The sequence below is a fragment of the Pseudomonas sp. NPDC077649 genome (assembly GCF_044542855.1).
GTDB lineage: Bacteria > Pseudomonadota > Gammaproteobacteria > Pseudomonadales > Pseudomonadaceae > Aquipseudomonas.
Map to the genome: position 1 here is coordinate 262,640 of NZ_JBITVF010000006.1, position 20,675 is coordinate 283,314.

The following is a 20,675-nucleotide window of genomic DNA, read 5'->3' on the forward strand; positions in this document are numbered from 1 at the left end:
CCCACGGCACGGCGTGTTGCCCGGGCAATTGAACCCTTGGCCTGACAGAGGGATCATCTGGACTAGGCTGGATGTGTCTTCACGTGCATCCGCAGGAGGGTTTCGCATGCTCGCGCAACTGCCATCCGTACTCCGCGAACTCCAGCTGCCGCTGCGTCTGAAGCTGTGGGACGGCAAGCAGATCGACCTGGGGCCGCGGCCCAAGGTGACCCTGGTGGTCAAGGATCCGAGCCTGGTCAGCCAGCTGGCCAGCCCCAGCCTGGACGCCCTCGGCGGCGCCTATGTCGAGGGCAAGCTCGACCTGGAAGGGCCGATCGATCAGGCCATCGCCGTGGGCGATGCGCTGAGCAGCGCGCTGCTCGGCGACGCCGCCGCGCCGGTGGAGCTGCGCACCGCCCACGACAAGCGCAGCGACGCCGAGGCCATCAGCTACCACTACGACCTGTCCAACGACTTCTACTGCCTGTGGCTGGACCGCGACATGGTCTATTCCTGCGCCTATTTCGAGACCGGCGAGGAAGACCTCGACCAGGCCCAGCAGGCCAAGCTGCGCCATCTGTGCCGCAAGCTGCGCCTGCAGGCCGGCGACAAGCTGCTCGACGTCGGCTGCGGCTGGGGCGGCCTGGCCCGCTTCGCCGCGCGCGAGTTCGGCGCCGAGGTGTTCGGCATCACCCTCAGCCAGGCGCAGCTGGAACTGGGCCGCCAGCGCGTGGCCGAGGAGGGCCTGGGCGACAGGGTCGAGCTGCAGCTGCTGGACTACCGCGACCTGCCGCAGGACGGTCGCTTCGACAAGGTGGTCAGCGTCGGTATGTTCGAGCACGTCGGCCACGCCAACCTGGCGCTGTACTGCCAGCGCCTGTTCGCTGCGGTGAAGACCGGCGGCCTGGTGCTGAACCACGGCATCACCTCGCGCTTCACCGACGGCCGCCCGGTGGGGCGCGGCGCCGGCGAGTTCATCGACCGCTACGTGTTTCCCCAGGGCGAGCTGCCGCACCTGGTCACCATCGGCACCGCGATCAGCGAGGCCGGCCTGGAAATCGTCGACGTCGAGAGCCTGCGCCTGCACTACGCGCGCACCCTGCAGCTGTGGAGCCAGGGCCTGGAGCAGCGTCTGCAGCAGGCGGCGGCGCTGGTGCCGGAAAAGGCCCTGCGCATCTGGCGGCTGTACCTGGCCGGCTGCGCCTACGGCTTCCAGCACGGCTGGATGAACCTGCACCAGATTCTCGCGGTGAAGCCGCGCGAGGACGGCAGTCACGACCTGCCCTGGACCCGCGCCGACCTCTATCGCTGAGCAGCTGCTGGAGTAAGATGCGGCTCGACTCCGCCCTCCGAGCCGCCCATGCCGCAGCAGCACCGCTACCGCGTCGCCTTCACCGTTCTGGCCATTCTCGCCGGCCTGCTGCTCAGCGTCTGGCTGGGCGGGCGCCATGCCGAGCAGCGCGCCTGGGCCGAGCGCAGCGTCGAAGCGCGCGGCCAGCTGCAGCTCTACGCCCAGTCGATCCGCACCCTGGTCGAGCGCTTCAGCTCGGTGCCCGAGGTGCTGGCGCTGGACAGCGACATCAAGAGCCTGCTGCGCGCGCCGCAGGATCGCCAGCTGCGCCATGCCCTCAACCAGCGCCTGGAACGGCTCAACGCCGCCGCCGGCTCCACCGTGCTGTACCTGCTCGATGCCCGCGGCGAGACCCTGGTGGCGAGCAACTGGCGCGACTGGAGCAGCTTCGTCGGCAACAACTACGCCTTCCGCCCCTACTTCCAGGACGCTCTGCGCGACGAAGGCGCGCGCTACTTCGCGGTCGGCGTGACCACCGGCATCCCCGGCTACTTCCTCTCCCATGTGGTGCGCGACGACGACGGCAGCCTGCTCGGCGTGCTGGTGGTCAAGCTGGAGCTGGAGGAGCTGCAGCGCGAATGGGTCGGCCAGCCCGGCGTGCTGCTGGTGGCCGACAGCTACCAGGTGGTGATCCTCAGCAACAAGCCGGCCTGGCGCTTCCGCGCCCTGCAGGCGCTCGACGAGCAGGCGCGGGCCGAGCTGGTGGAGGTGCGCAAGTACGCCGAACAGGCGCTGCAGCCGCTGGCCCAGGAGGTCCACCGGCGCATCGACGAGGATGCCCAGTGGGTGCGGGTGGACGGCCCGGACGGCAGCCGCGACTACCTCTGGCAGCGCCTGGCCATGCCCGAGGAGGGCTGGACCCTACACCTGCTCGGCGAGCCGTCCGGCCTGGCCGACAGCGTGCGCAGCTACCGCCTGGCCGCCGCCGGGGTGTGGATGACCCTGGCCTTCCTGCTGCTGTTCCTCGCCCAGCGGCGCAAGAACCAGCGCCTGCAGGCCGGCATCCGCGAGCGCCTGGAGCGCGAGGTGGAGCTGCGCACCGCCGAGCTGCGCCAGGCCCAGGACGGCCTGGTGCACGCCGCCAAGATGGCCGCCCTGGGGCAGATGTCGGCGGCCCTGGCCCACGAGATCAACCAGCCGCTGACCGCCCTGCAGATGCAGCTCGGCAGCCTGCGCCTGCTCCTCGACAGCGGCCGGCCGGAAGCGGTGCGCGAGGGCCTGCAGCGCATCGACGGCCTGCTGCAGCGCATGGCCGCGCTCACCGGCCACCTGAAGACCTTCGCCCGCAAGACCCCGGCCGGCCTCAGCGAGCGTCTGTGCCTGGGTGGCGTGCTGGAACAGGCGCTGCAGCTGCTGGCGCCGCGCATGCGCAGCGAGCAGGTGGAACTGCGCACGCGGGTGGACGACGAGGCCGAGGTGCTCGGCGACGCCATCCGCCTCGAGCAGGTGCTGCTCAACCTGCTGCACAACGCCCTCGACGCCATGGCCGACAGCGAGGCGCGCATTCTCGAGGTGCGTATCGCCCGCGACGGCGACGCCTGCCTGCTGAGCGTCGAGGACAGCGGCGGCGGCATCGCCGAGGAAACCCTGGGCCGGGTGTTCGAGCCGTTCTTCACCACCAAGCCGGTGGGCCAGGGCCTGGGCCTCGGCCTGGCGGTGTCCTACGGCATCGTCCGCGAGCTGGGCGGTGTGCTGCAGGCGGGCAATGGCGAGCGCGGTGCGCGGTTCACCCTGAGCTTGCCGGCGGCACCGTAAACCTTGTGGCAGGGGGCTTCAGCCGCGACAGCAGCGCCGATGTTTCGCGGCTAAAGCCCCGCCCACGGCCCGTGCACGCTCCGTAGCCCGGCTGCAGTCCGGGGAATTGGTGGTGCGTAGGGTGGATGGCGCTTCACCCATCCACCAGGCCATGGCAACCATGGTGGATGAAAACAGCGTCATCCACCCTACGGACCGCGTTGAATCTTGTGGGCTACACTGCCCGCCGTTTTCGAGAGGAGGTGCCATGAGCGCTCAGGTGATAGTGGTCGACGACGAGGCGGCGATTCGCGAGGCGGTGCAGCAGTGGCTGGAGCTGTCCGGTTTCACCGTGCGCAGCTGCGCCAGCGCGGCCGAGGCCCTGGCCCTGGTCGATCGCGACTACCCCGGCATAGTCGTCAGCGATGTACGCATGCCCGGCAGCGATGGCCTGCAGCTGCTCGACAAGCTGCTGGCGCTGGATGCCGACCTGCCGGTGATCCTGGTCACCGGTCACGGCGACGTGCCCATGGCGGTGCAGGCGCTGCGTCAGGGCGCCTACGACTTCATCGAGAAACCCTTCACCCCCGAGCGCCTGCTCGACAGCGTGCGCCGCGCCCTCGACAAGCGCCGCCTGGTTTGCGAGAACCGCCTGCTGCGCCAGCAGGTGGCCGACAAGGGCCGTATCGAGAGCCAGCTGATCGGCATCTCGCGGCCGATGGAGAACCTGCGCCGGCAGATCCTCGAGCTGGCCGGCACCTCGGTCAACGTGCTGATCCGCGGCGAGACCGGCAGCGGCAAGGAGCGCGTGGCGCGCTGCCTGCACGACTTCAGCCCGCGCGCCGGCAAGGCCTTCGCCGCGCTGAACTGCGCGGCGATTCCCGAGACCATCTTCGAGAGCGAGCTGTTCGGCCACGAGAGCGGCGCCTTCACCGGCGCCCAGGCCAAGCGCATCGGTCGCATCGAGCACGCCGACGGCGGCACCCTGTTCCTCGACGAGGTGGAGAGCCTGCCGCTGGCGCAGCAGGTCAAGCTGCTGCGCGTGCTGCAGGAGAAGACCCTGGAACGCCTCGGCTCGAACAAGAGCATTCAGGTCGACCTGCGGGTGATCAGCGCGGCCAAGCCGGATCTGCAGGGCGAGGTGAAGGCCGGGCGCTTTCGCGAGGACCTGCTGTACCGTCTGAACGTCGCCACCCTGCAGATTCCGCCGCTGCGCGAGCGCCGCGAGGACATTCCGCTGCTGTTCGAGCACTTCGCCCGCGCCGCCGCCGAACGCCACGGCCGCGAGGTGCCACCGCTGGCGCCCAGCGAGCTGGCGCGGCTGCTCGGCCACGACTGGCCGGGCAACGTGCGCGAGCTGATCAACGCCGCCGAGCGCCATGCCCTGGGCCTGTCCAGCCCGCCGCCGGCCGAGCGTTTCGCCGGCCAGGCGCTGGCCCAGCAGATGGAGGCCTTCGAGGCGCAATGCCTGCACAACGCCCTGCTGCAATGCCAGGGCAATATCGCCGCGGTGATGGAGATGCTGCAGCTGCCGCGCCGCACCCTCAACGAGAAGATGCAGCGCCACGGCCTGGCGCGCGGCGACTATCTGCCCGGCGGCGAGGAATAACCCCCCTCTTAGGAGTCCGCCTGCCGGCGATGTTGGTAACGCCGATCGCCCGCCGGTGGGCCAGGGCTTTGCTGGCCTGCATCCGGGCGACCCGATAAGCGGATTTTCGCCGACTGCGTCACAGGGCTAGGCGGATTCCCGCTCAGCGACGCCCCGGTCTCTCGATAAAACCCCTCTATTGCGGGCCTTTCAGGCCCTGGCACGGCATCTGCTATGACTGTTTCAGTCGCCCGGCAGCTTGCCGCCGCGGCGACCATAACAACGACAAGAGGTCTGCCCATGAACTGCCCAGTCTTCCGCGCCATGCTGCCGTGCATGGGCCGCCTCTCGACCGCGCCCGCCGCGGCCCTTGTCCGACGCTGCACCCTGCGCCGCTGATCGCGCACCGCCGACGTCGCCTGACCGGCGTCGTCTAGAGTGAAACTCTGCATAAAGCCATAACAACGACGGAGATACTTCCATGCGACTGACCAAGAAACTCAGCCTGTTCGCCGCTGCCGCGGCCATCACTGCCAGCACCGCGGTGCTCGCCGCACCGACCTTCATCAACGTGCTGACCGGCGGCACCAGCGGCGTCTACTACCCGATCGGCGTGGCCCTGTCGCAGCTGTACAGCAACGGCATCGACGGCGCCAAGACCTCGGTGCAGGCGACCAAGGCGTCGGTGGAAAACCTCAACCTGCTGCAGGCCGGTCGCGGCGAACTGGCCTTCGCCCTCGGCGACTCGGTGGCCGATGCCTGGAACGGCGTGGAAGACGCCGGCTTCAAGGCGCCGCTGAAGAAGATCCGCGCCATCGCCGGCACCTACCCGAACTACATCCAGATCGTCGCCAACGCCGAATCCGGCATCAAGACCCTGGACGACCTCAAGGGCAAGCGCATCTCCGTCGGCGCGCCGAAGTCCGGCACCGAGCTCAACGCCCGCGCCATCTTCGAAGCCGCCGGCCTGAGCTACGAGGACATGGGCAAGGTCGAGTTCCTGCCCTACGCCGAGTCGGTCGAGCTGATCAAGAACCGCCAGCTGGACGCCACCCTGCAGTCCTCCGGCCTGGGCATGGCCGCCATCCGCGACCTGGCCTCGACCATGAAGATCAGCTTCGTCGCCATCCCGGCCGAAGTGACCGCGAAGATCGACAACGCCGCCTACCAGGCCGCCACCATCCCGGCCGGCACCTACGACGGCCAGGATAGCGACGTGCCCACCGTGGCCATCACCAACATCCTGGTCAGCCATGAAGGCGTCTCCGACGAGGTGGCCTACCAGATGACCAAGCTGATGTTCGACAACCTGGATCGTCTCGGCACCGCCCACTCCGCGGCCCAGGACATCAAGCTGGAAAGCGCCACTCAGAACCTGCCGATCCCGCTGCACCCGGGTGCCGAGCGCTTCTACAAGGAAACCGGCGCGCTCTGATGCAGGGCGGGCCGTGGCACGGCGCCACGGCCCTGGTGGGCTGTCTCGGCAGCGTTGCAACGATCACCGGTGCGTATGGCCTCGGCGGCCACGCGACACCCTGCGGATCGCCGCCGCGACAAGGTTTCGAGACAGCCCGCCGGCGATGGGGCTGGCCGCATTGCGGCCGACCCATCCGACGCAGAATCGCGAATAAAACCGGCGTTCACAGGCGGTGGGTTTTGTTGGCGACTCTGTCTCCGTATCGAAGTAGTCACGAGGTTTGCACTTCATGAGTGAGCAGAATCAGGGTCTGGGCGCCAGCCCGTCCGACTGGCCGAAGGCGCTTTTTGCCGTCGCGCTGCTGTTTTCCATCTTCCAGATCGTCACCGCGGCCTTCCACCCGGTGTCGACCCAGGTGCTGCGTGCGGTGCACGTCGGCTTCCTGCTGCTGCTGGTGTTCATCAGCGTGCCGGCCTTCGGCGCCAAGCGCCCCTGGCAACCGCTGGCCTGGCTGCTGGGCCTGGCCGGCATGGCCACGGCGGGCTACCAGTGGTACTTCGAGGCGGACCTGATCCAGCGCTCGGGCGACCTGACCACGGCCGACATGCTCATCGGCCTGACCCTGATCGTGCTGGTGTTCGAGGCCGCGCGGCGGGTCATGGGCATCGCCCTGCCGATCATCTGCGCGATGTTTCTGGTCTACGGCCTGTTCGGCCAGTACCTGCCGGGCGACCTGATGCACCGCGGCTACGGCATCGACCAGATCGTCAACCAGCTGTCGTTCGGCACCGAGGGACTGTACGGCACGCCGACCTACGTCTCGGCCACCTACATCTTCCTGTTCATCCTGTTCGGCGCCTTCCTCGAGCAGGCCGGGATGATCAAGCTGTTCACCGACTTCGCCATGGGCCTGTTCGGCCACAAGGTCGGCGGCCCGGCCAAGGTGTCGGTGGTGTCCTCGGCGCTGATGGGCACCATCACCGGGTCCGGTGTGGCCAACGTGGTCACCACCGGTCAGTTCACCATCCCGCTGATGAAGCGCTTCGGCTACCGCCCGGCCTTCGCCGGCGGCGTCGAGGCGACCTCGTCGATGGGCAGCCAGATCATGCCGCCGATCATGGGCGCGGTGGCCTTCATCATGGCCGAGACCATCAACGTGCCGTTCTTCGAGGTGGCCAAGGCCGCGCTGATCCCGGCGCTGCTGTACTTCGGCTCGGTGTTCTGGATGGTCCACCTGGAGGCCAAGCGCGCCAACCTGAGCGGCCTGCCCAAGGACGAATGCCCGAACCCGTGGAAGGCCGTGCGCGAGCGCTGGTTCCTGCTGATCCCGCTGCTGATCCTGATCTACCTGCTGTTCTCCGGGCGTACCCCGCTGTTCTCCGGCACCGTCGGCCTGGCCCTGACCGCCATGGTCATCCTCGGCTCGGCGATCATCCTGCGGGTGTCGTCCAAGGCCATGCGCTTCGCCTTCTGGATCGCCCTGGGCGTGCTCTGCGCCGGCTTCTTCCAGCTCGGTATCGGCGTGGTGTTCGGCGTCATCGGCCTGCTGGTGGCGGCCTGCTGGTTCGTCAAGGGCGGCCGCGACACCCTGACCCTGTGCCTGCACGCGCTGGTCGAAGGCGCGCGCCACGCGGTGCCGGTGGGTATCGCCTGCGCCCTGGTCGGGGTGATCATCGGCGTGGTGTCGCTGACCGGGGTGGCCTCCACCTTCGCCGGTTACATCCTCGCCATCGGCCAGGACAACCTGTTCCTCTCGCTGGTGCTGACCATGCTCACCTGCCTGGTGCTGGGCATGGGCATCCCGACCATCCCCAACTACATCATCACCAGCTCGATCGCCGCGCCGGCACTGCTGGAGCTGGGTGTGCCGCTGATCGTCTCGCACATGTTCGTCTTCTACTTCGGCATCATGGCCGACCTCACCCCGCCGGTGGCGCTGGCCTGCTTCGCCGCGGCGCCGATCGCCAAGGAGCGCGGCCTGAAGATCAGCCTGTGGGCGGTGCGCATCGCCGTGGCCGGTTTCGTCGTGCCCTATATGGCGGTCTACTCGCCGGCGCTGATGCTGCAGGGCGACAGCCTGCTGGCAACCGTCTACGTGGGTCTCAAGGCCTTGCTGGCCATCGGCATCTGGGGCGCGGTGTTCACCGGCTTCCTGCAGGCCAAGCTGAGCTGGTGGGAACGTGCCCTGGGCTTCGCCGCCGGCGCCAGCCTGATCCTGGCCACGCCGATCAGCGACGAGATCGGCTTCGCCCTCAGCGTCATCTTCATCGGTCAGCACATCTGGCGCGCCCGTCGCGCCCAGGCGGCGCTGGCGTGATCGGCCTGTGCCTGGGGCTGGCCGGCGCTGTATGGGCAGAGCTGCCCGTGCCGGCCTTCACCCTGGCCTGGGATCACAGCATCGAGAAGATCCGCTGGGAAGAGGATTACCGCGTCACCGCCGAGGGCCTGGTCCTCGGCGAGGCGCGGGTCAAGGGTTCCGGCGCCGGGATGGAGATTCCCGACGGCGCCGAACTGCGCAATGGCAGCTGGCACTACAAGCGTCGGCTACCGCCTTTGCAACCCCTGCGAGTCGGGCGTACGCCCGAAGCCGGGGATTACCAACTCTGTATCGACCAGCGTTGTCGCCCGATGAGCGACTGGCTCGGCCCGCCACAAGCGAGCCAGCCGGCGTTGGAACTCTGGAGCTGCGAGCTGGGCTCCCCCGCGGCTGACGCGGGCTAGGTTCGCCAGAGCGGACCAGGCTTCCGGCGCCACAAGTGCCGGGCGGAAAAGAAGAGAACCCCCATACGGCGCAGGCCGGTGGGGGTTTTGTTCGTCTGCGGCCTGCTAGGCTTGGCTAACCACCTGCCCAGGAGATCTGTCATGCGCCCCATCTTTCGTTTCGCCCTTCCGCTCGCTCTCTGTCTGTCACCCCTGACGGCCAGCGCCCTGGACATCCAGCCCGGCGTCTGGGAAGTCAGCTCGCACAACATGCAGGTCGGCGGTCAGGCCGTGCCCGGCATGGAGCAGATGCTGGCGCAGATGCAGAACCTGCCGCCCGAACAGCGGCAGATGATGGAAAGCATGATGGCCGAGCAGGGCATCAAGCTCGGCGCCGGCGGCGTGCAGATGTGCCTGACCGCCGAGCAGATCGCCGCCCAGGACATTCCCCTGCACGACCCCGAGTCCGGCTGCAGCAACGAGATTCTCGAACGCAGCGACCAGCGCTGGCGCTTCCGCTTCACCTGCCCGGATGCCCAGGGCGAAGGGGAGACCCAGTTCGTCAGCGATCGGGAGTTCACCACCAAGGTCACCGGCACCTACAACGGCCAGCCCAGCAGCATGGAAAGCCGCGCGCGCTGGGTGGGTGCGGACTGCGGCAGCTTGCGCAGGCAATGATTTTCAAATGTAGATGTAAATAATTCGTATTGACGCGGGAGGCATTCTATTGCGAGAATTCTGTCGATAATTATTAGCATTTGCACCCATGGCGAATGCACTGCCAATGAGGCAGCCGGCTGCCAAGGGACGAATCGCAGCCATCGACAGCGCATTAGGAGAAGTCCCTTGTTCAGTAGAAAAAACCGCCTGGCCGTGGCGATTGCGGCCGCCTGCAGTTTCAACCAGGCCCTGGCCGCCGAGCAGGAACAGCTCGAGCTGGATGCCCAGACCGTGGTCGGTGCCGCCGAAGCGGCCGAAGTCGACAGCTACAAGTCGCAGCCCAGCAGCGCCGCGACCAAGCTGGACCTGACCCCGCGGCAGACCCCGCAGTCGATCTCCACCATCACCCGCGCCCAGCTCGACGACTTCCACCTCGACAGCGTCAACGACGCGCTGAAGATGGCCACCGGCATCCAGGTGCAGGAGGTCGAGACCGACCGCACCTACTACACCGCCCGCGGCTTCGACATCACCAACTTCCAGTACGACGGCATCGGCATTCCCTTCGTCTACGGCAACGTCGAGGGCGATATCGATACCGCGGTGTTCGAGCGCGTCGAGGTGATCCGCGGCGCCAACGGCCTGATGTCCGGCACCGGCAACCCCTCGGCCACCATCAACTTCGTGCGCAAGCGCCCGACCGCCACGCCGCAGGCGCGCATCGACCTGACCGGCGGTTCCTGGGACAAGCGCCGCATCGACGCCGACGTCTCCGGCGCGCTGACCGACGCCGGCAACATCCGCGGCCGTGCGGTCTACGCCCACGAGAACAAGAACTCCTACCTGGACATGTACTCGCGCGAGAAGAACGTGTTCCACGGTGTGCTGGAGGCCGACCTCGGCGACAAGACCCTGTTCACCATCGGCCATACCCTGCAGAAGAGCGACGCCAACTCGCCGATGTGGGGCGCCCTGCCGCTCAACTACAGCGACGGTTCGAAGACCGACTACTCGCGTTCCACCAGCACCTCGGCCGACTGGGCCTACTGGGACGTGCAGGAGAACCGCACCTTCGCCGAACTGGCCCACGACCTGGGCAACGGCTGGCAGGCCAAGGCCGTGCTGACCCATGTGAAGAAGGAGGGCGACGGCTCGCTGTTCTACGTCTACGGTACCCCGGATCGCACCACCGGCCTGGGGCTGTTCAGCTATCCCTCCGAGTACAAGGACAAGAACACCCAGCTGATCGCCGACCTGCAGCTCAGCGGCGCCTTCGCCCTGGCCGGCCGCGAGCACGACGCGGTGCTCGGCGCCAGCTGGTCGCGTTCGGAGCTGGAGGACATCTCCTGGTACGACTCCTCCACCGGCACCGCCCTGCCGCCGCTGGAAGAGTGGGACGGCAACTATCCGCAGCCGCGTAACGACGCCGGCACCGCCGGCAGCGATTTCACCGACCGCATGAAGAGCGTCTACGGCGCCGCGCGCTGGAGCCTGACCGACGACCTCAGCCTGATCACCGGTACCCGGGTGGTCGACTTGAAGAGCGACGGCACCAACTACGGCCTGGCGAAGTCCTCGAAGAACAGCGGCAAGGTGGTGCCCTATGCCGGCCTGGTCTACGACCTCACCGAGCAATATTCGGTCTACGCCAGCTACACCGAGATCTTCGACCCGCAGACCAAGACCGATATCACCGGTTCGCGCCTGGCGCCGGTGGAAGGGGTCAACTACGAAGCCGGGATCAAGGGTGAGCTGTTCGACGACCGCGTCAATGTCTCCCTGGCGGTATTCCGCACCGAGCAGGACAACGTCGCCGAAGTGGCGGGCATGGTCGGTTCCACCACCATCTACCGCGCCGTCGAAGGCATCACCAGCGAGGGCTACGAGCTGGAGGTCTCCGGCGAACTGCTGCCGGGCCTGCAGGCGATGGCCGGCTACACCTTCGTCGACATCACCGACGCCGAGGACAAGCACGCGGTGACCTACTCGCCCAAGCATATGTTCAAGGCGTCCACCACCTACCGCATTCCCGGCCTGGAGCAGCTCAAGGTCGGTGCCAGCCTCAATTGGCAGGACAAGGTGTACAACGGCATCGCCGAGCAGGATGCCTATGCGGTGGTCAACCTGATGGCCAGCTACGATATCGATCCCAACTGGAGCGTCTCGGCCAACCTCAACAACGTTACCGACGAGAAGTACCTGACCAGCCTCTACTGGAGCCAGGCCTACTACGCGGCCCCGCGCAACGCCAGCATGAGCGTCAGCTGGAAGTACTGATCCACCGCCGCATCGCCACGGGCCGGCTCACAGCCCGTGGCGACGGCGGATTTCCCCCACCAGTTCGGCCCGCTCCAGCAGGAAACGGTCGAACTCGGCAATCAGCTGCGGGCGCTTGATGCTCGACAGGTAGTAGTGATCCTCCACGTGCGCCAGCTGCGCATCGAACACCAGGGCGTCCGGCGCCAGGCCTAGCTGACGCAGGTGGTGGGCCACCACCCGCGGGTTGAGGTACACCGCGTCGACCCGGCCGCTCATGGCCATGCGCAGCAGCGAGTCGATCTGGTTGGCCTGGATCAGCTTGATGCGCCCGGCGCGAATCTCCTCCAGATAGGGCCAGGGGGTGAAGCCGTTCTGCGTGCCGAGCAGGCGGATGCGCGCCTGGCCCTGGCCGAGGTGCGCCGGCTTGACCAGGATGCCGTCGATGTAGGGTGCCGCCGGCTGGCTGTAGCGGATGGCGTGGCCGGCCTTGCGGTCGGCGTTCCATTGCGGGTGGTCGGGGAACTTGAGGTCGAGCCGGCCGCCGAGGAAATCGCCGAGCAGGCGCCTTACCGGCAGCGGCGCGTAGACGAAGCGGTAGCCGCGCTCGGCGGCGAAGGCGTCCAGCAGCTCGCGGGCGTAGCCGCGGTACTCGCTGCCGTGCACGTCGGAGTAGGGCTGGTAGGGTTGCAGCTCGACGCCGACGCGAATCGGCTCCTGCGCCAGGGCATCGAGGCAGAGGCAAAGGCAGAGCAGCAGGGCGAGCGGTGTCTTCATCGCGGGGTCTCGCTGACGGCAAGCAGCGGGCGGCCCCTTAACCATAGTCGCGGCTCAGAGAATCGGCGAGATCAGCCGCGCCACGCGCATGCCCAGTTGCTGCAGGCGGTGCAGGTTGCGCCGGTCGGCGTTGACCAGCTCGCGCGAGCGGCTGAAGTCCTCCTCCAGCATGCTCGCCACCTGCTCGGCGACGGCCGTGTCCAGGGTCAGCAGGCTGACCTCGAAGTTCAGGCGGAACGAGCGGTTGTCCAGGTTGGCGCTGCCCAGCAGGCAGGCGCTCTGGTCGATCAGCAGTGCCTTCTGATGCAAGAAGCCCGGCTGGTAGCGGAAGATCCGCACCCCGGCGCGCAGCGCCTCGAAGGCGTACAGGCTGGAGGCGGCGTAGACCACCCGGTGATCGGGGCGCGCCGGCAGCAGGATGCGCACGTCCACCCCGCGCAGCACCGCCAGGCGCAGCGCCGCGGACACCGCCTCGTCCGGGACGAAGTAGGGGCTGCTCAGCCAGACCCGCTCCCGCGCCGCCTGGATCGCCTCGACGAACAGCAGCGAGCAGGTCTCCTGCGGGTCGGCCGGGCCGCTGGCGATCACCTGACAGAGCACTCCCGGCTCGTCCTGCTTGTGCGGCAGCAGCAGCGGCGGCAACTGGTGGCAGGCCCAGAACCAGTCCTCGGCGAAGGCCTCTTGCAGGCTGGCCACCACCGGGCCGCGCACCTCCACGTGGGTGTCGCGCCAGGGCGCCAGCGGCGGCTTCTGCCCGAGGTACTCGACGCCGACGTTGAGCCCGCCGAGAAAGCCGATCTGGCCGTCGACCACGACGATCTTGCGGTGGTTGCGGAAATTCAGCTGGAAGCGGTTGAACAGCCCGCCGCGGGTGGGGAAGGCGTGGATCTGCACGCCGCCGGCGCGCAGCGCATCGATATAGGGCCGCGGCAGGGCGTGGCTGCCGATGCCGTCGTAGAGCACATGCACCTTCACCCCCGCGGCGGCGCGGGCCAGCAACAGCTGCTGCAGGCGGCGGCCGAGGGCGTCGTCGCGGATGATGAAGAACTGCAGCAGGATCGCCCGCTGCGCACCCTGCAGCGCCTCGAACAGCGCGGCGAAGGCGGCCTCGCCGTCGATCAGCAGCTGCACCCGGTTGCCGGTCAGGCCGGGCATCTGCGACAGCCGCGGCAGGGCGCGCAGGTGCTGGTAGGCCGGCGCCTGGTGCGCGGCCTTGGCTTCCTCGACCCAGGGCCGCCAGTCCTGCGCGGTCATGGCCTGGCGCATCTCGGCGTCGGCCTGGCGGCGCGCCTTGACGTAGGCATCGAAGCGGCTGCGGCCGAGCACCAGGTAGGGCAGCAGCGTCAGGTAGGGCATGAAGAACAGCGACAGGCCCCAGGCCAGGGCGCCCTGGGCGGTGCGCACGGTGAGCACCGCATGGATCGCGGCGAGCACGCCGAGGCCGTGGATCGCGGCGATCAGCCAGGCGAACAGGTGGGGGATGCCAAACTCCATGGACTTCCTCGCTGCGGGGGCCGTATCCAGCTGACCACGGGCGTTGCGCGCCGTTCGCCGGCCATCCTGCCACGGCCCCGCGGCGAATGGCAGGGGGCGGTTTAGCCGTTGTATTTGCCGCTTTCATGCAGTTCTGTTTCTGCATGAGCCGGTTTCATCTGTTACCCTTGTCGGTTCGACCCAAAGGTGGGTCGTCTTTACTCGAGGAGGGCAGACCGTCCTGTTCACGCTCGTTCAGCGAGTCAAACGCATCAAGGAGCACGCCATATGGGAAACGTCCCTTCGCATGACATGACCCCGCCACCCGTAGCGGCAACCCCCGACGGCATTCCGGCCCCGACCGGCGCTGCCAACCTGATCGACACCGACTACGTCATCGGTCAGGACAACATCCAGGGCAAATTCATCTTCTCGATGGATATCCACGGCAAGGTCTTCAGCATCTCCGCGCTGGTCGCAGTGATCTTCGTGGTGCTGGCCCTGGCCCTGCAGAACCAGGTCGAGCCGCTGTTCAGCGCGCTGCGCGACTGGCTCACCCACCACATGGCCTGGTTCTTCATCGGCGCCGCCAACGTCTTCGTCCTGCTCTGCCTCGGCCTGATCGTCTCGCCGCTGGGCAGGGTGCGCATCGGCGGCAAGGACGCCACGCCCGACTACAGCTACGCGGGCTGGTTCTCCATGCTGTTCGCCGCCGGCATGGGCATCGGCCTGATGTTCTACGGCGTGTCCGAGCCGATGTCGCACTACAGTTCGGCGATGGCCGGCATCACCGTCGGCGAGGACGGCGTGCGCACCGACTGGGCGCCGCTCGCCGGCGCCGCCGGCAACAGTGAGGAGGCGGTGCGCCTGGGCATGGCCGCCACCATCTTCCACTGGGGCCTGCACCCCTGGGCGATCTACGCCATAGTCGCGCTGGCGCTGGCGCTGTTCTCCTTCAACAAGGGCCTGCCGCTGTCGATCCGCTCGATCTTCTACCCGATCCTCGGCGAGCGGGTGTGGGGCTGGCCGGGCCACCTGGTCGACATCCTCGCGGTGTTCGCCACCCTGTTCGGCCTGGTCACCTCGCTGGGCCTTGGCGCCGAGCAGGCCGCCGCGGGTATGGAATACCTGTTCGGCATCAGCGCCAGCGACACCAGCAAGGTGCTGCTGATCGTCGCTATCACCATCATCGCCCTGGCCTCGGTGGTCGCCGGCCTGGACAAGGGGGTCAAGCGCCTGTCCGAACTGAACATGGCGCTGGCCCTGGCGCTGCTGCTGTTCGTCATCATCGCCGGGCCGACCCTGGCCATCCTCACCGGCTTCTTCCACAACCTCGGTGCCTACCTGCAGTACCTGCCGGCGCTGTCCAACCCCATCGGTCGCGAGGACGCCAACTTCAGCCAGGGCTGGACCGCCTTCTACTGGGCCTGGTGGATCAGTTGGTCGCCCTTCGTCGGCATGTTCATCGCCCGGGTCAGCCGCGGCCGCAGCGTGCGCGAGTTCCTCATCGCCGTGCTGCTGGTGCCGTCGCTGGTCTCGGTGCTGTGGATGACCGCCTTCGGCGGCACCGCGATCAACCAGCTGCTGGTGGACGGCTTCACCGGCGCCCAGGACGCCGGCCTGGAACTGAAGCTGTTCAGCATGCTCGGCGAAATGCCGCTGACCGCCATCACCTCCTTTATCGGCATCGTGCTGGTGGTGGTGTTCTTCATCACCTCGTCGGACTCCGGCTCCCTGGTGATCGACACCATCACCGCCGGCGGCAAGGTCAACGCGCCGGTGCCGCAGCGGGTGTTCTGGGCCAGCATCGAAGGGGTGATCGCCATCGCCCTGCTGCTCGGCGGAGGCCTGGTGGCGCTGCAGGCCATGGCGGTGTCGACGGGGCTGCCGTTCACCATCGTGCTGCTGGTGGGCTGCGTGTCCATCGTCAAGGGGCTGCTGAGCGAGCCGCGCTAAGCGCCGGCCTCGCCGCCCCGGAGAGCGCGCCTGCGGGCGCGCTTTTTTATGCGCGGGCCCCGCGACCTCGGGTTCGACACCCTCCTGTAGGAGCGGCGCCCCCCCATCGCCAAGCGCCGCCCTCGTCGCTATTGGATAGCCCCGCGCCGCTTGCGCCGCGCAGGCCGGTTTTTCCTTCTGTTAGCGTCGGCCTCCGCGTTCGGCACTGCGCCGCGCGCCGCGTCGAGCACGCGATAACTATAAGGAGCAGCCATATGAGCCATGCCCGAGGGTCCAAGGGGCCCAGTACAGCCAACGACGACGGCATCCCCGCCCCGAGCGGCGCTGCCACTCTGATAGACACCGACTACGTGGTCGGCCAGGACAATATCCGCGGTCGCTACCTGGTCAATCTCGATATCCACGGCACGGTCTTCATCGTCTCGGCGCTCAGCGCGCTGTTGTTCGTGGTGCTGGCGCTGGCCCTGCACAACGAGGTGGAGCCGCTGTTCAAGGCCGTACGCGACTGGCTGACGCAGAACCTGGCGTGGTTCTTCATCGGCTCGGCCAATATCTTCGTGCTGCTGTGCCTCGGCCTGATCGTCTCGCCGCTGGGCAAAGTGCGCCTCGGCGGCACGCTGGCGCGGCCCGACTATTCCTACACGTCCTGGTTCGCCATGCTGTTCGCCGCCGGCATGGGCATCGGCCTGATGTTCTACGGCGTGGCCGAGCCGATGTCGCACTACGACTCGTCGCTGGCCGGCATCGCCGTCGGCGACAACGGCGCGCGCAGCGACTGGGCGCCGCTCGGCGCGGCCGCCGGCGATTCCGCCGAGGCGGCGCGGCTGAGCATGGCCACCACCATCTTCCACTGGGGCCTGCACCCCTGGGCGATCTACGCCATAGTCGCCCTGGCACTGGCGCTGTTCGCCTTCAACAAGGGCCTGCCGCTGTCGTTCCGCTCGATCTTCTTCCCGCTGCTGGGTGAGCGGGTGTGGGGCTGGCCGGGGCATGTGATCGACATCCTCGCGGTGTTCGCCACCCTGTTCGGCCTGGTCACCTCGCTGGGCCTGGGCGCCGAGCAGGCCTCCGCCGGGCTGCACAGCCTGTTCGGCCTGCCGGCCGACACCACCACCAAGGTGCTGCTGATCGCCGTCATCACCCTGATCGCGCTGTGCTCGGTGCTGGCCGGTGTGGACAAGGGGGTCAAGCGCCTGTCCGAGCTGAACCTGGGCCTGGCCCTGCTGTTGCTGCTGTTCGTGGTGGTCGCCGGTCCCACCGCGCTGCTGCTGAGCGGCGTGCTGGACAACCTCGGCGCCTACCTGCAGTACCTGCCGGCGCTGTCCAACCCGGTCGGTCGCGAGGACGCCAACTTCAGCCAGGGCTGGACGGCGTTCTACTGGGCCTGGTGGATCAGCTGGTCGCCCTTCGTCGGCATGTTCATCGCGCGGGTCAGCCGTGGCCGCACCGTGCGCGAGTTCCTGATTGCGGTGCTGCTGGTGCCGTCGCTGGTGTCGGTGCTGTGGATGAGCACCTTCGGCGGCACCGCGCTGCATCAGGCCCTGGGCGGTCTGACCGAACTGCAGCAGGCGGCGCTGGAGCTGAAGATGTTCGTCATGCTCGACCAGCTGCCGATCAGTGCGCTCAGCTCCTTCGTGGCCATCGTGCTGGTGGTGCTGTTCTTCATCACCTCGTCGGACTCCGGGTCCCTGGTGATCGACACCATCACCGCCGGCGGCAAGGTCAACGCGCCGCTGCCGCAGCGGGCATTCTGGGTGCTGCTCGAGGGCGCGCTGGCGGTGGCGCTGTTGCTCGGCGGCGGCCTGGTGGCACTGCAGGCCATGGCGGTGTCCACCGGCCTGCCGTTCACCCTGGTGCTGCTGGTGGGTTGCGTCGCCGTCATCAAGGGCCTGCTCAGCGAGCCGCGTGCGCTGCCGGGCGGGGCCGGGGTGCTGTCGCGCGACTAGCGTCTGTGCGAGGAGCCCCTGGCACTGGAGAAAAAGCCGCGATGCCGCTGGGTATCGCGGCTTTTTTCATGGGCGTTCGGGGCGCACCGGCTATTCCCCTGCGAAGGTTGGGGCGCGGCTAGTGCCACAGCTCGCCCACCGGCGTATGCGTCCAGTGATGAGTGGCCGCCTGCGCCTGCAGCAGTTCGGCGGTGGCCAGGGCGTCGCTCAGCGCATGGTGCGCGCGGTACGCCGGCAGGCCGTAGCGCTGGCGGCTGTCGGCCAGGCGGATGGAGATCGGCCGTTGCCCGCGCAGGCGTCCCAGCAGGCCGGGGCGCCGCCGTGGATGCAGGCGCGCCTCCAGCGCCATGGTGTCGAGCAGGGGGAACAGCAACCCCTCGCCCATTTGGCGGCGCAGCGCCTGGTCGAGGAAGCCGCGTTCGATGCGGTGGTAGTGCACCACCACCAGCTTGCCGGCCAGGGCCTCGAGCACCTCGCCGAGCACCGCGTCCAGCGGCGGCGCATGGCGCACGTCGGAGTGGGTGATGTGGTGGAAGGTCACCGAATCGCCGTGCAGTTCGCTGCTGGGACGCACCACCCAGTAGCGCGCCTCCTGGCAGCGGATGCGGCGCAGATCGAAGGGCACCAGGCCGAGGCTGACGATGGCGTCGCGGCCCGGCTCCAGGCCGGTGGTTTCCACGTCCAGGGCGAGCAGCGGCGCCTCGCCCAGCGGCGTCTCGGCGGCCGGGCAGCCGGCGCGGTAGAAGGCCGCCAGGCGGGGATCGCGGGCAGCTTCGCCGAGCAGGCGCAGGCGCTCGGACCAGTTCGCGGCGCTCATCACAGGCGCCCCATGGGCTGCGCCGGATAGCGGAAACGGAGGAATTTCTGCGCATTGCTGACGATCTGGAAGGCTTCCTTGAGGTTGTGCCGTTCCTCGCTGCTGATCTGCTCCGGTTCGATGTAGTTGCTCAGCTTGCGCTCGGCTTGCAGGTCGTGCGCCTGGTGGCGGATGCGCACCAGGCCGAGGAATTCGAAGGCGTAGCGCAGGCCCTCCAGCGCTTCGTTGGGCAGCAGCTTGGTGGTGGCGATGGCGTCCAGTCGTTCCAGCGAGTTCTGCGCGCGGGAGCCGCAGGCCAGGGCGTGCACGCGGATCAGGTCGGTGAGCGGCGCGGTGCCGCGGCCCTTGAGGTTGATGATGTGTTTCTGCTGGCCGTCGGTCTCCATCACGAAGGTGCGGAAGAAGCCCAGCGGCGGCGTGCGATTGAGCGCGTTGCGCGCCAGCGCGGCGAGGAACGCGGGGTTGCCGCTGGCGCGGCTGGCGAGCAGGTCCTTGAGGTTTTCCACCAGCTCGGTGGCGCCGTAGACGCCGTCGAGGTCGAAGAAGATGCTGGCGTTGAGCAGGGTCTCCGGGTTGGGCTGCTCGATCCACTGGATGAAGTAGTCGCGCCATACCCGCAGCGGTTTGCGCCACTTGGGGTTGTTGGCCATGATCCCGCCCTTGCAGTAGGCATAGCCGCAGGTCGCCAGGCCGTCGTTGACGAACTGCGCCAGCTCGGCGAAGTAGTCGCCGTGCAGGGCGGGGTCGAAGCTGTCGTCGAGCACCAGGGCGTTGTCCTGGTCGGTGAGCAGCAGCTGCTCGTCGCGTGCCAGCGAGCCGGCGACCATGAAGCAGTAGGGCACCGGCGGTGGGCCGAGCTTGTGCTCGGCGAGCGCCAGCAGGCGCTGGGCGAAGGCGCGGCCGATGCCGCTCATGGCCTTGCCGACCATGTTGACGTTGGCGTCGTCGGCGACCATGCGCAGGAAGGTGGCGCGCAGGTCCGGCGTCAGGCGCTTGAGCTCCTCCACCGACTGCTTGTTGAAGATGCCGTTGACCAGATACAGGCTGCTGCGCGACTCGTAGCGGACGATATCGGCCAGGTTGATGACGCCCACCGGCACGTTGCGGCTGAGCACCGGCAGGTGGTGGATGTTGTGCCGCAGCATGCTCAGCATGGCTTCGAACACCGAGTCGTCGGCCTGGGTGGTGATCGGGTCGGGCGACATCACCTGGCTGACCGGGGTGTGGCCGGGCAAGCCTTCGGCCAGCACGCGGGTGCGCAGGTCGCGGTCGGTGAGGATGCCGGCCATCCGCTGCGCGGGGCGCTCGCCGGCGGCCGGCGCGGCGTCCTTCTGCGGCGCCACGACTATCACCGAGGACACGCTGTGCTCCGTCATCACCCGGGCGACTTCCTGCACCGGGGTGTCCGGCACGACGCTGACCGGCGCCCGGGTGACCAGCTTGCGCACGGTGATCTTCATCAGCTCGCTGGCCTTGCCCTGGCTGTCCTCCAGCGCCGACTTCAGGCGCGACTGGCCGACCAGCTCGACGAAGTCGGCGAAGCTGTCGAACTGCTCGCACAGCTGGTGGAACAGGACGCCGGGGATGAAATAGATCAGGCTGTCTTCCAGCGCCCGCGCCGACAGGCGCACGCGGTTGCCGCCCATCAGCCCGGCCTGGCCGAAGATCTCGCCCTCGGTCAGGCGGTTGTGCAGCTCGCCGCTGCGCCTGTGGATCTCTACCGCGCCGTTGCGCACGTAGTGCAGCTCATGGATCGGCGCCCCCGGCGCGAGGATCTCGCTGCCGGCCTTGAAGTAGCCGACCTGCACCTGGCGGGCGATCTCGCCCAGGGTCTCCTCCGGCAGCTTGTCGAAAGGCGGAAAGCGCTTCAGGTGATCGCGGATCTCGATCAGCTCGATCTGCATGGGGCGTCCTTAGCTCGCGGGTGGCCTCCATCTAAGCACAGAGGCCACGGGATTCGCCCCTCCGAATGCGCCCAGCGCCGTCGCAGGCCCGCCGGCGTTTATGGCCGGGCGGGGCAG

The 20,675-nt window shown here is 68.1% G+C and carries 14 protein-coding genes; 10 read left to right on the forward strand and 4 right to left on the reverse strand.

Going from position 1 to position 20,675, the window contains the following annotated elements; genetic code table 11:
• Positions 1–106: 106 nt before the first annotated feature.
• The 8 genes from cfaB to ACIGFL_RS18835 all read left to right on the forward strand — a co-directional run bounded on the left by cfaB (position 107) and on the right by ACIGFL_RS18835 (position 11,706).
• Complete coding sequence (cfaB, locus tag ACIGFL_RS18800; protein WP_397498148.1) at positions 107–1,291, forward strand: C17 cyclopropane fatty acid synthase CfaB; 1,185 nt, start codon at positions 107–109, stop codon at positions 1,289–1,291.
• A 48-nt stretch (positions 1,292–1,339) separates the two neighbouring features.
• Positions 1,340–3,085, forward strand: a complete 1,746-nt coding sequence (locus ACIGFL_RS18805) for an ATP-binding protein (RefSeq protein ID WP_397498149.1) — start codon at positions 1,340–1,342, stop codon at positions 3,083–3,085.
• 247 nt (positions 3,086–3,332) lie between these two features.
• Positions 3,333–4,673, forward strand: coding sequence for a sigma-54-dependent transcriptional regulator (locus ACIGFL_RS18810; protein ID WP_397498150.1), 1,341 nt, complete (start codon positions 3,333–3,335; stop codon positions 4,671–4,673).
• 460 nt (positions 4,674–5,133) lie between these two features.
• Complete coding sequence (locus ACIGFL_RS18815; protein ID WP_397498151.1) at positions 5,134–6,087, forward strand: TAXI family TRAP transporter solute-binding subunit; 954 nt, start codon at positions 5,134–5,136, stop codon at positions 6,085–6,087.
• A gap of 271 nt (positions 6,088–6,358) precedes the next feature.
• Positions 6,359–8,386 (forward strand): TRAP transporter permease, encoded by a 2,028-nt coding sequence (locus tag ACIGFL_RS18820; RefSeq protein ID WP_021442332.1) that lies wholly within the window; start codon positions 6,359–6,361, stop codon positions 8,384–8,386.
• Positions 8,383–8,790 carry a DUF1850 domain-containing protein gene (locus tag ACIGFL_RS18825; protein ID WP_397498152.1) on the forward strand — a complete coding sequence of 136 codons (408 nt, stop codon included), beginning with the start codon at positions 8,383–8,385 and terminating at the stop codon, positions 8,788–8,790. The genes ACIGFL_RS18820 and ACIGFL_RS18825 overlap by 4 nt, the downstream gene beginning before the upstream one ends.
• Before the next feature lie 141 nt (positions 8,791–8,931).
• Positions 8,932–9,447: a DUF3617 domain-containing protein gene (locus ACIGFL_RS18830; RefSeq protein ID WP_397498153.1), complete on the forward strand. Its 516-nt coding sequence runs from the start codon at positions 8,932–8,934 to the stop codon at positions 9,445–9,447.
• Positions 9,448–9,615: 168 nt separating this feature from the next.
• On the forward strand, positions 9,616–11,706 hold the full coding sequence (locus ACIGFL_RS18835; RefSeq protein ID WP_397498154.1) for a TonB-dependent siderophore receptor: 2,091 nt from the start codon (positions 9,616–9,618) through the stop codon (positions 11,704–11,706).
• A gap of 27 nt (positions 11,707–11,733) precedes the next feature.
• Here the strand turns inward: ACIGFL_RS18835 and ACIGFL_RS18840 are convergent, their stop codons facing one another.
• Both ACIGFL_RS18840 and cls read right to left on the reverse strand, forming a co-directional pair.
• Entirely contained in the window at positions 11,734–12,462 is a 729-nt protein-coding gene (locus ACIGFL_RS18840; protein ID WP_397498155.1) for a substrate-binding periplasmic protein, read from the reverse strand.
• Positions 12,463–12,516: 54 nt separating this feature from the next.
• Positions 12,517–13,956, reverse strand: a complete 1,440-nt coding sequence (cls, locus tag ACIGFL_RS18845) for a cardiolipin synthase (RefSeq protein ID WP_397498156.1) — start codon at positions 13,954–13,956, stop codon at positions 12,517–12,519.
• 267 nt (positions 13,957–14,223) lie between these two features.
• Between cls and ACIGFL_RS18850 the strand changes: the two genes are divergently transcribed.
• Together ACIGFL_RS18850 and ACIGFL_RS18855 are read left to right on the forward strand one after the other, a co-directional pair.
• Complete coding sequence (locus ACIGFL_RS18850) at positions 14,224–15,891, forward strand: BCCT family transporter (protein WP_397498157.1); 1,668 nt, start codon at positions 14,224–14,226, stop codon at positions 15,889–15,891.
• 254 nt (positions 15,892–16,145) lie between these two features.
• Positions 16,146–17,837 (forward strand): BCCT family transporter, encoded by a 1,692-nt coding sequence (locus ACIGFL_RS18855; protein WP_397498158.1) that lies wholly within the window; start codon positions 16,146–16,148, stop codon positions 17,835–17,837.
• 118 nt (positions 17,838–17,955) lie between these two features.
• Here the strand turns inward: ACIGFL_RS18855 and ACIGFL_RS18860 are convergent, their stop codons facing one another.
• The gene (locus tag ACIGFL_RS18860) at positions 17,956–18,654 is read right to left on the reverse strand and encodes a 3'-5' exonuclease (protein ID WP_397498159.1); all 699 of its coding nucleotides are present in this window, start codon (positions 18,652–18,654) and stop codon (positions 17,956–17,958) included.
• Positions 18,654–20,558, reverse strand: coding sequence for a DUF294 nucleotidyltransferase-like domain-containing protein (locus ACIGFL_RS18865; RefSeq protein ID WP_397498160.1), 1,905 nt, complete (start codon positions 20,556–20,558; stop codon positions 18,654–18,656). The genes ACIGFL_RS18860 and ACIGFL_RS18865 overlap by 1 nt, the downstream gene beginning before the upstream one ends.
• Between the last annotated feature and the right edge of the window lie 117 nt (positions 20,559–20,675).

Bases quoted from the DNA above. Each gene is read 5' to 3' on its own strand.
- cfaB (WP_397498148.1), top strand. From the start codon at position 107: ATGCTCGCGCAACTGCCATCCGTACTCCGCGAACTCCAGCTGCCGCTG.
- ACIGFL_RS18805 (WP_397498149.1), top strand. From the start codon at position 1,340: ATGCCGCAGCAGCACCGCTACCGCGTCGCCTTCACCGTTCTGGCCATT.
- ACIGFL_RS18810 (WP_397498150.1), top strand. From the start codon at position 3,333: ATGAGCGCTCAGGTGATAGTGGTCGACGACGAGGCGGCGATTCGCGAG.
- ACIGFL_RS18815 (WP_397498151.1), top strand. From the start codon at position 5,134: ATGCGACTGACCAAGAAACTCAGCCTGTTCGCCGCTGCCGCGGCCATC.
- ACIGFL_RS18820 (WP_021442332.1), top strand. From the start codon at position 6,359: ATGAGTGAGCAGAATCAGGGTCTGGGCGCCAGCCCGTCCGACTGGCCG.
- ACIGFL_RS18830 (WP_397498153.1), top strand. From the start codon at position 8,932: ATGCGCCCCATCTTTCGTTTCGCCCTTCCGCTCGCTCTCTGTCTGTCA.
- ACIGFL_RS18840 (WP_397498155.1), bottom strand. From the start codon at position 12,462: ATGAAGACACCGCTCGCCCTGCTGCTCTGCCTTTGCCTCTGCCTCGAT.
- cls (WP_397498156.1), bottom strand. From the start codon at position 13,956: ATGGAGTTTGGCATCCCCCACCTGTTCGCCTGGCTGATCGCCGCGATC.
- ACIGFL_RS18850 (WP_397498157.1), top strand. From the start codon at position 14,224: ATGGGAAACGTCCCTTCGCATGACATGACCCCGCCACCCGTAGCGGCA.
- ACIGFL_RS18855 (WP_397498158.1), top strand. From the start codon at position 16,146: ATGAGCCATGCCCGAGGGTCCAAGGGGCCCAGTACAGCCAACGACGAC.
- ACIGFL_RS18860 (WP_397498159.1), bottom strand. From the start codon at position 18,654: ATGAGCGCCGCGAACTGGTCCGAGCGCCTGCGCCTGCTCGGCGAAGCT.
- ACIGFL_RS18865 (WP_397498160.1), bottom strand. From the start codon at position 20,558: ATGCAGATCGAGCTGATCGAGATCCGCGATCACCTGAAGCGCTTTCCG.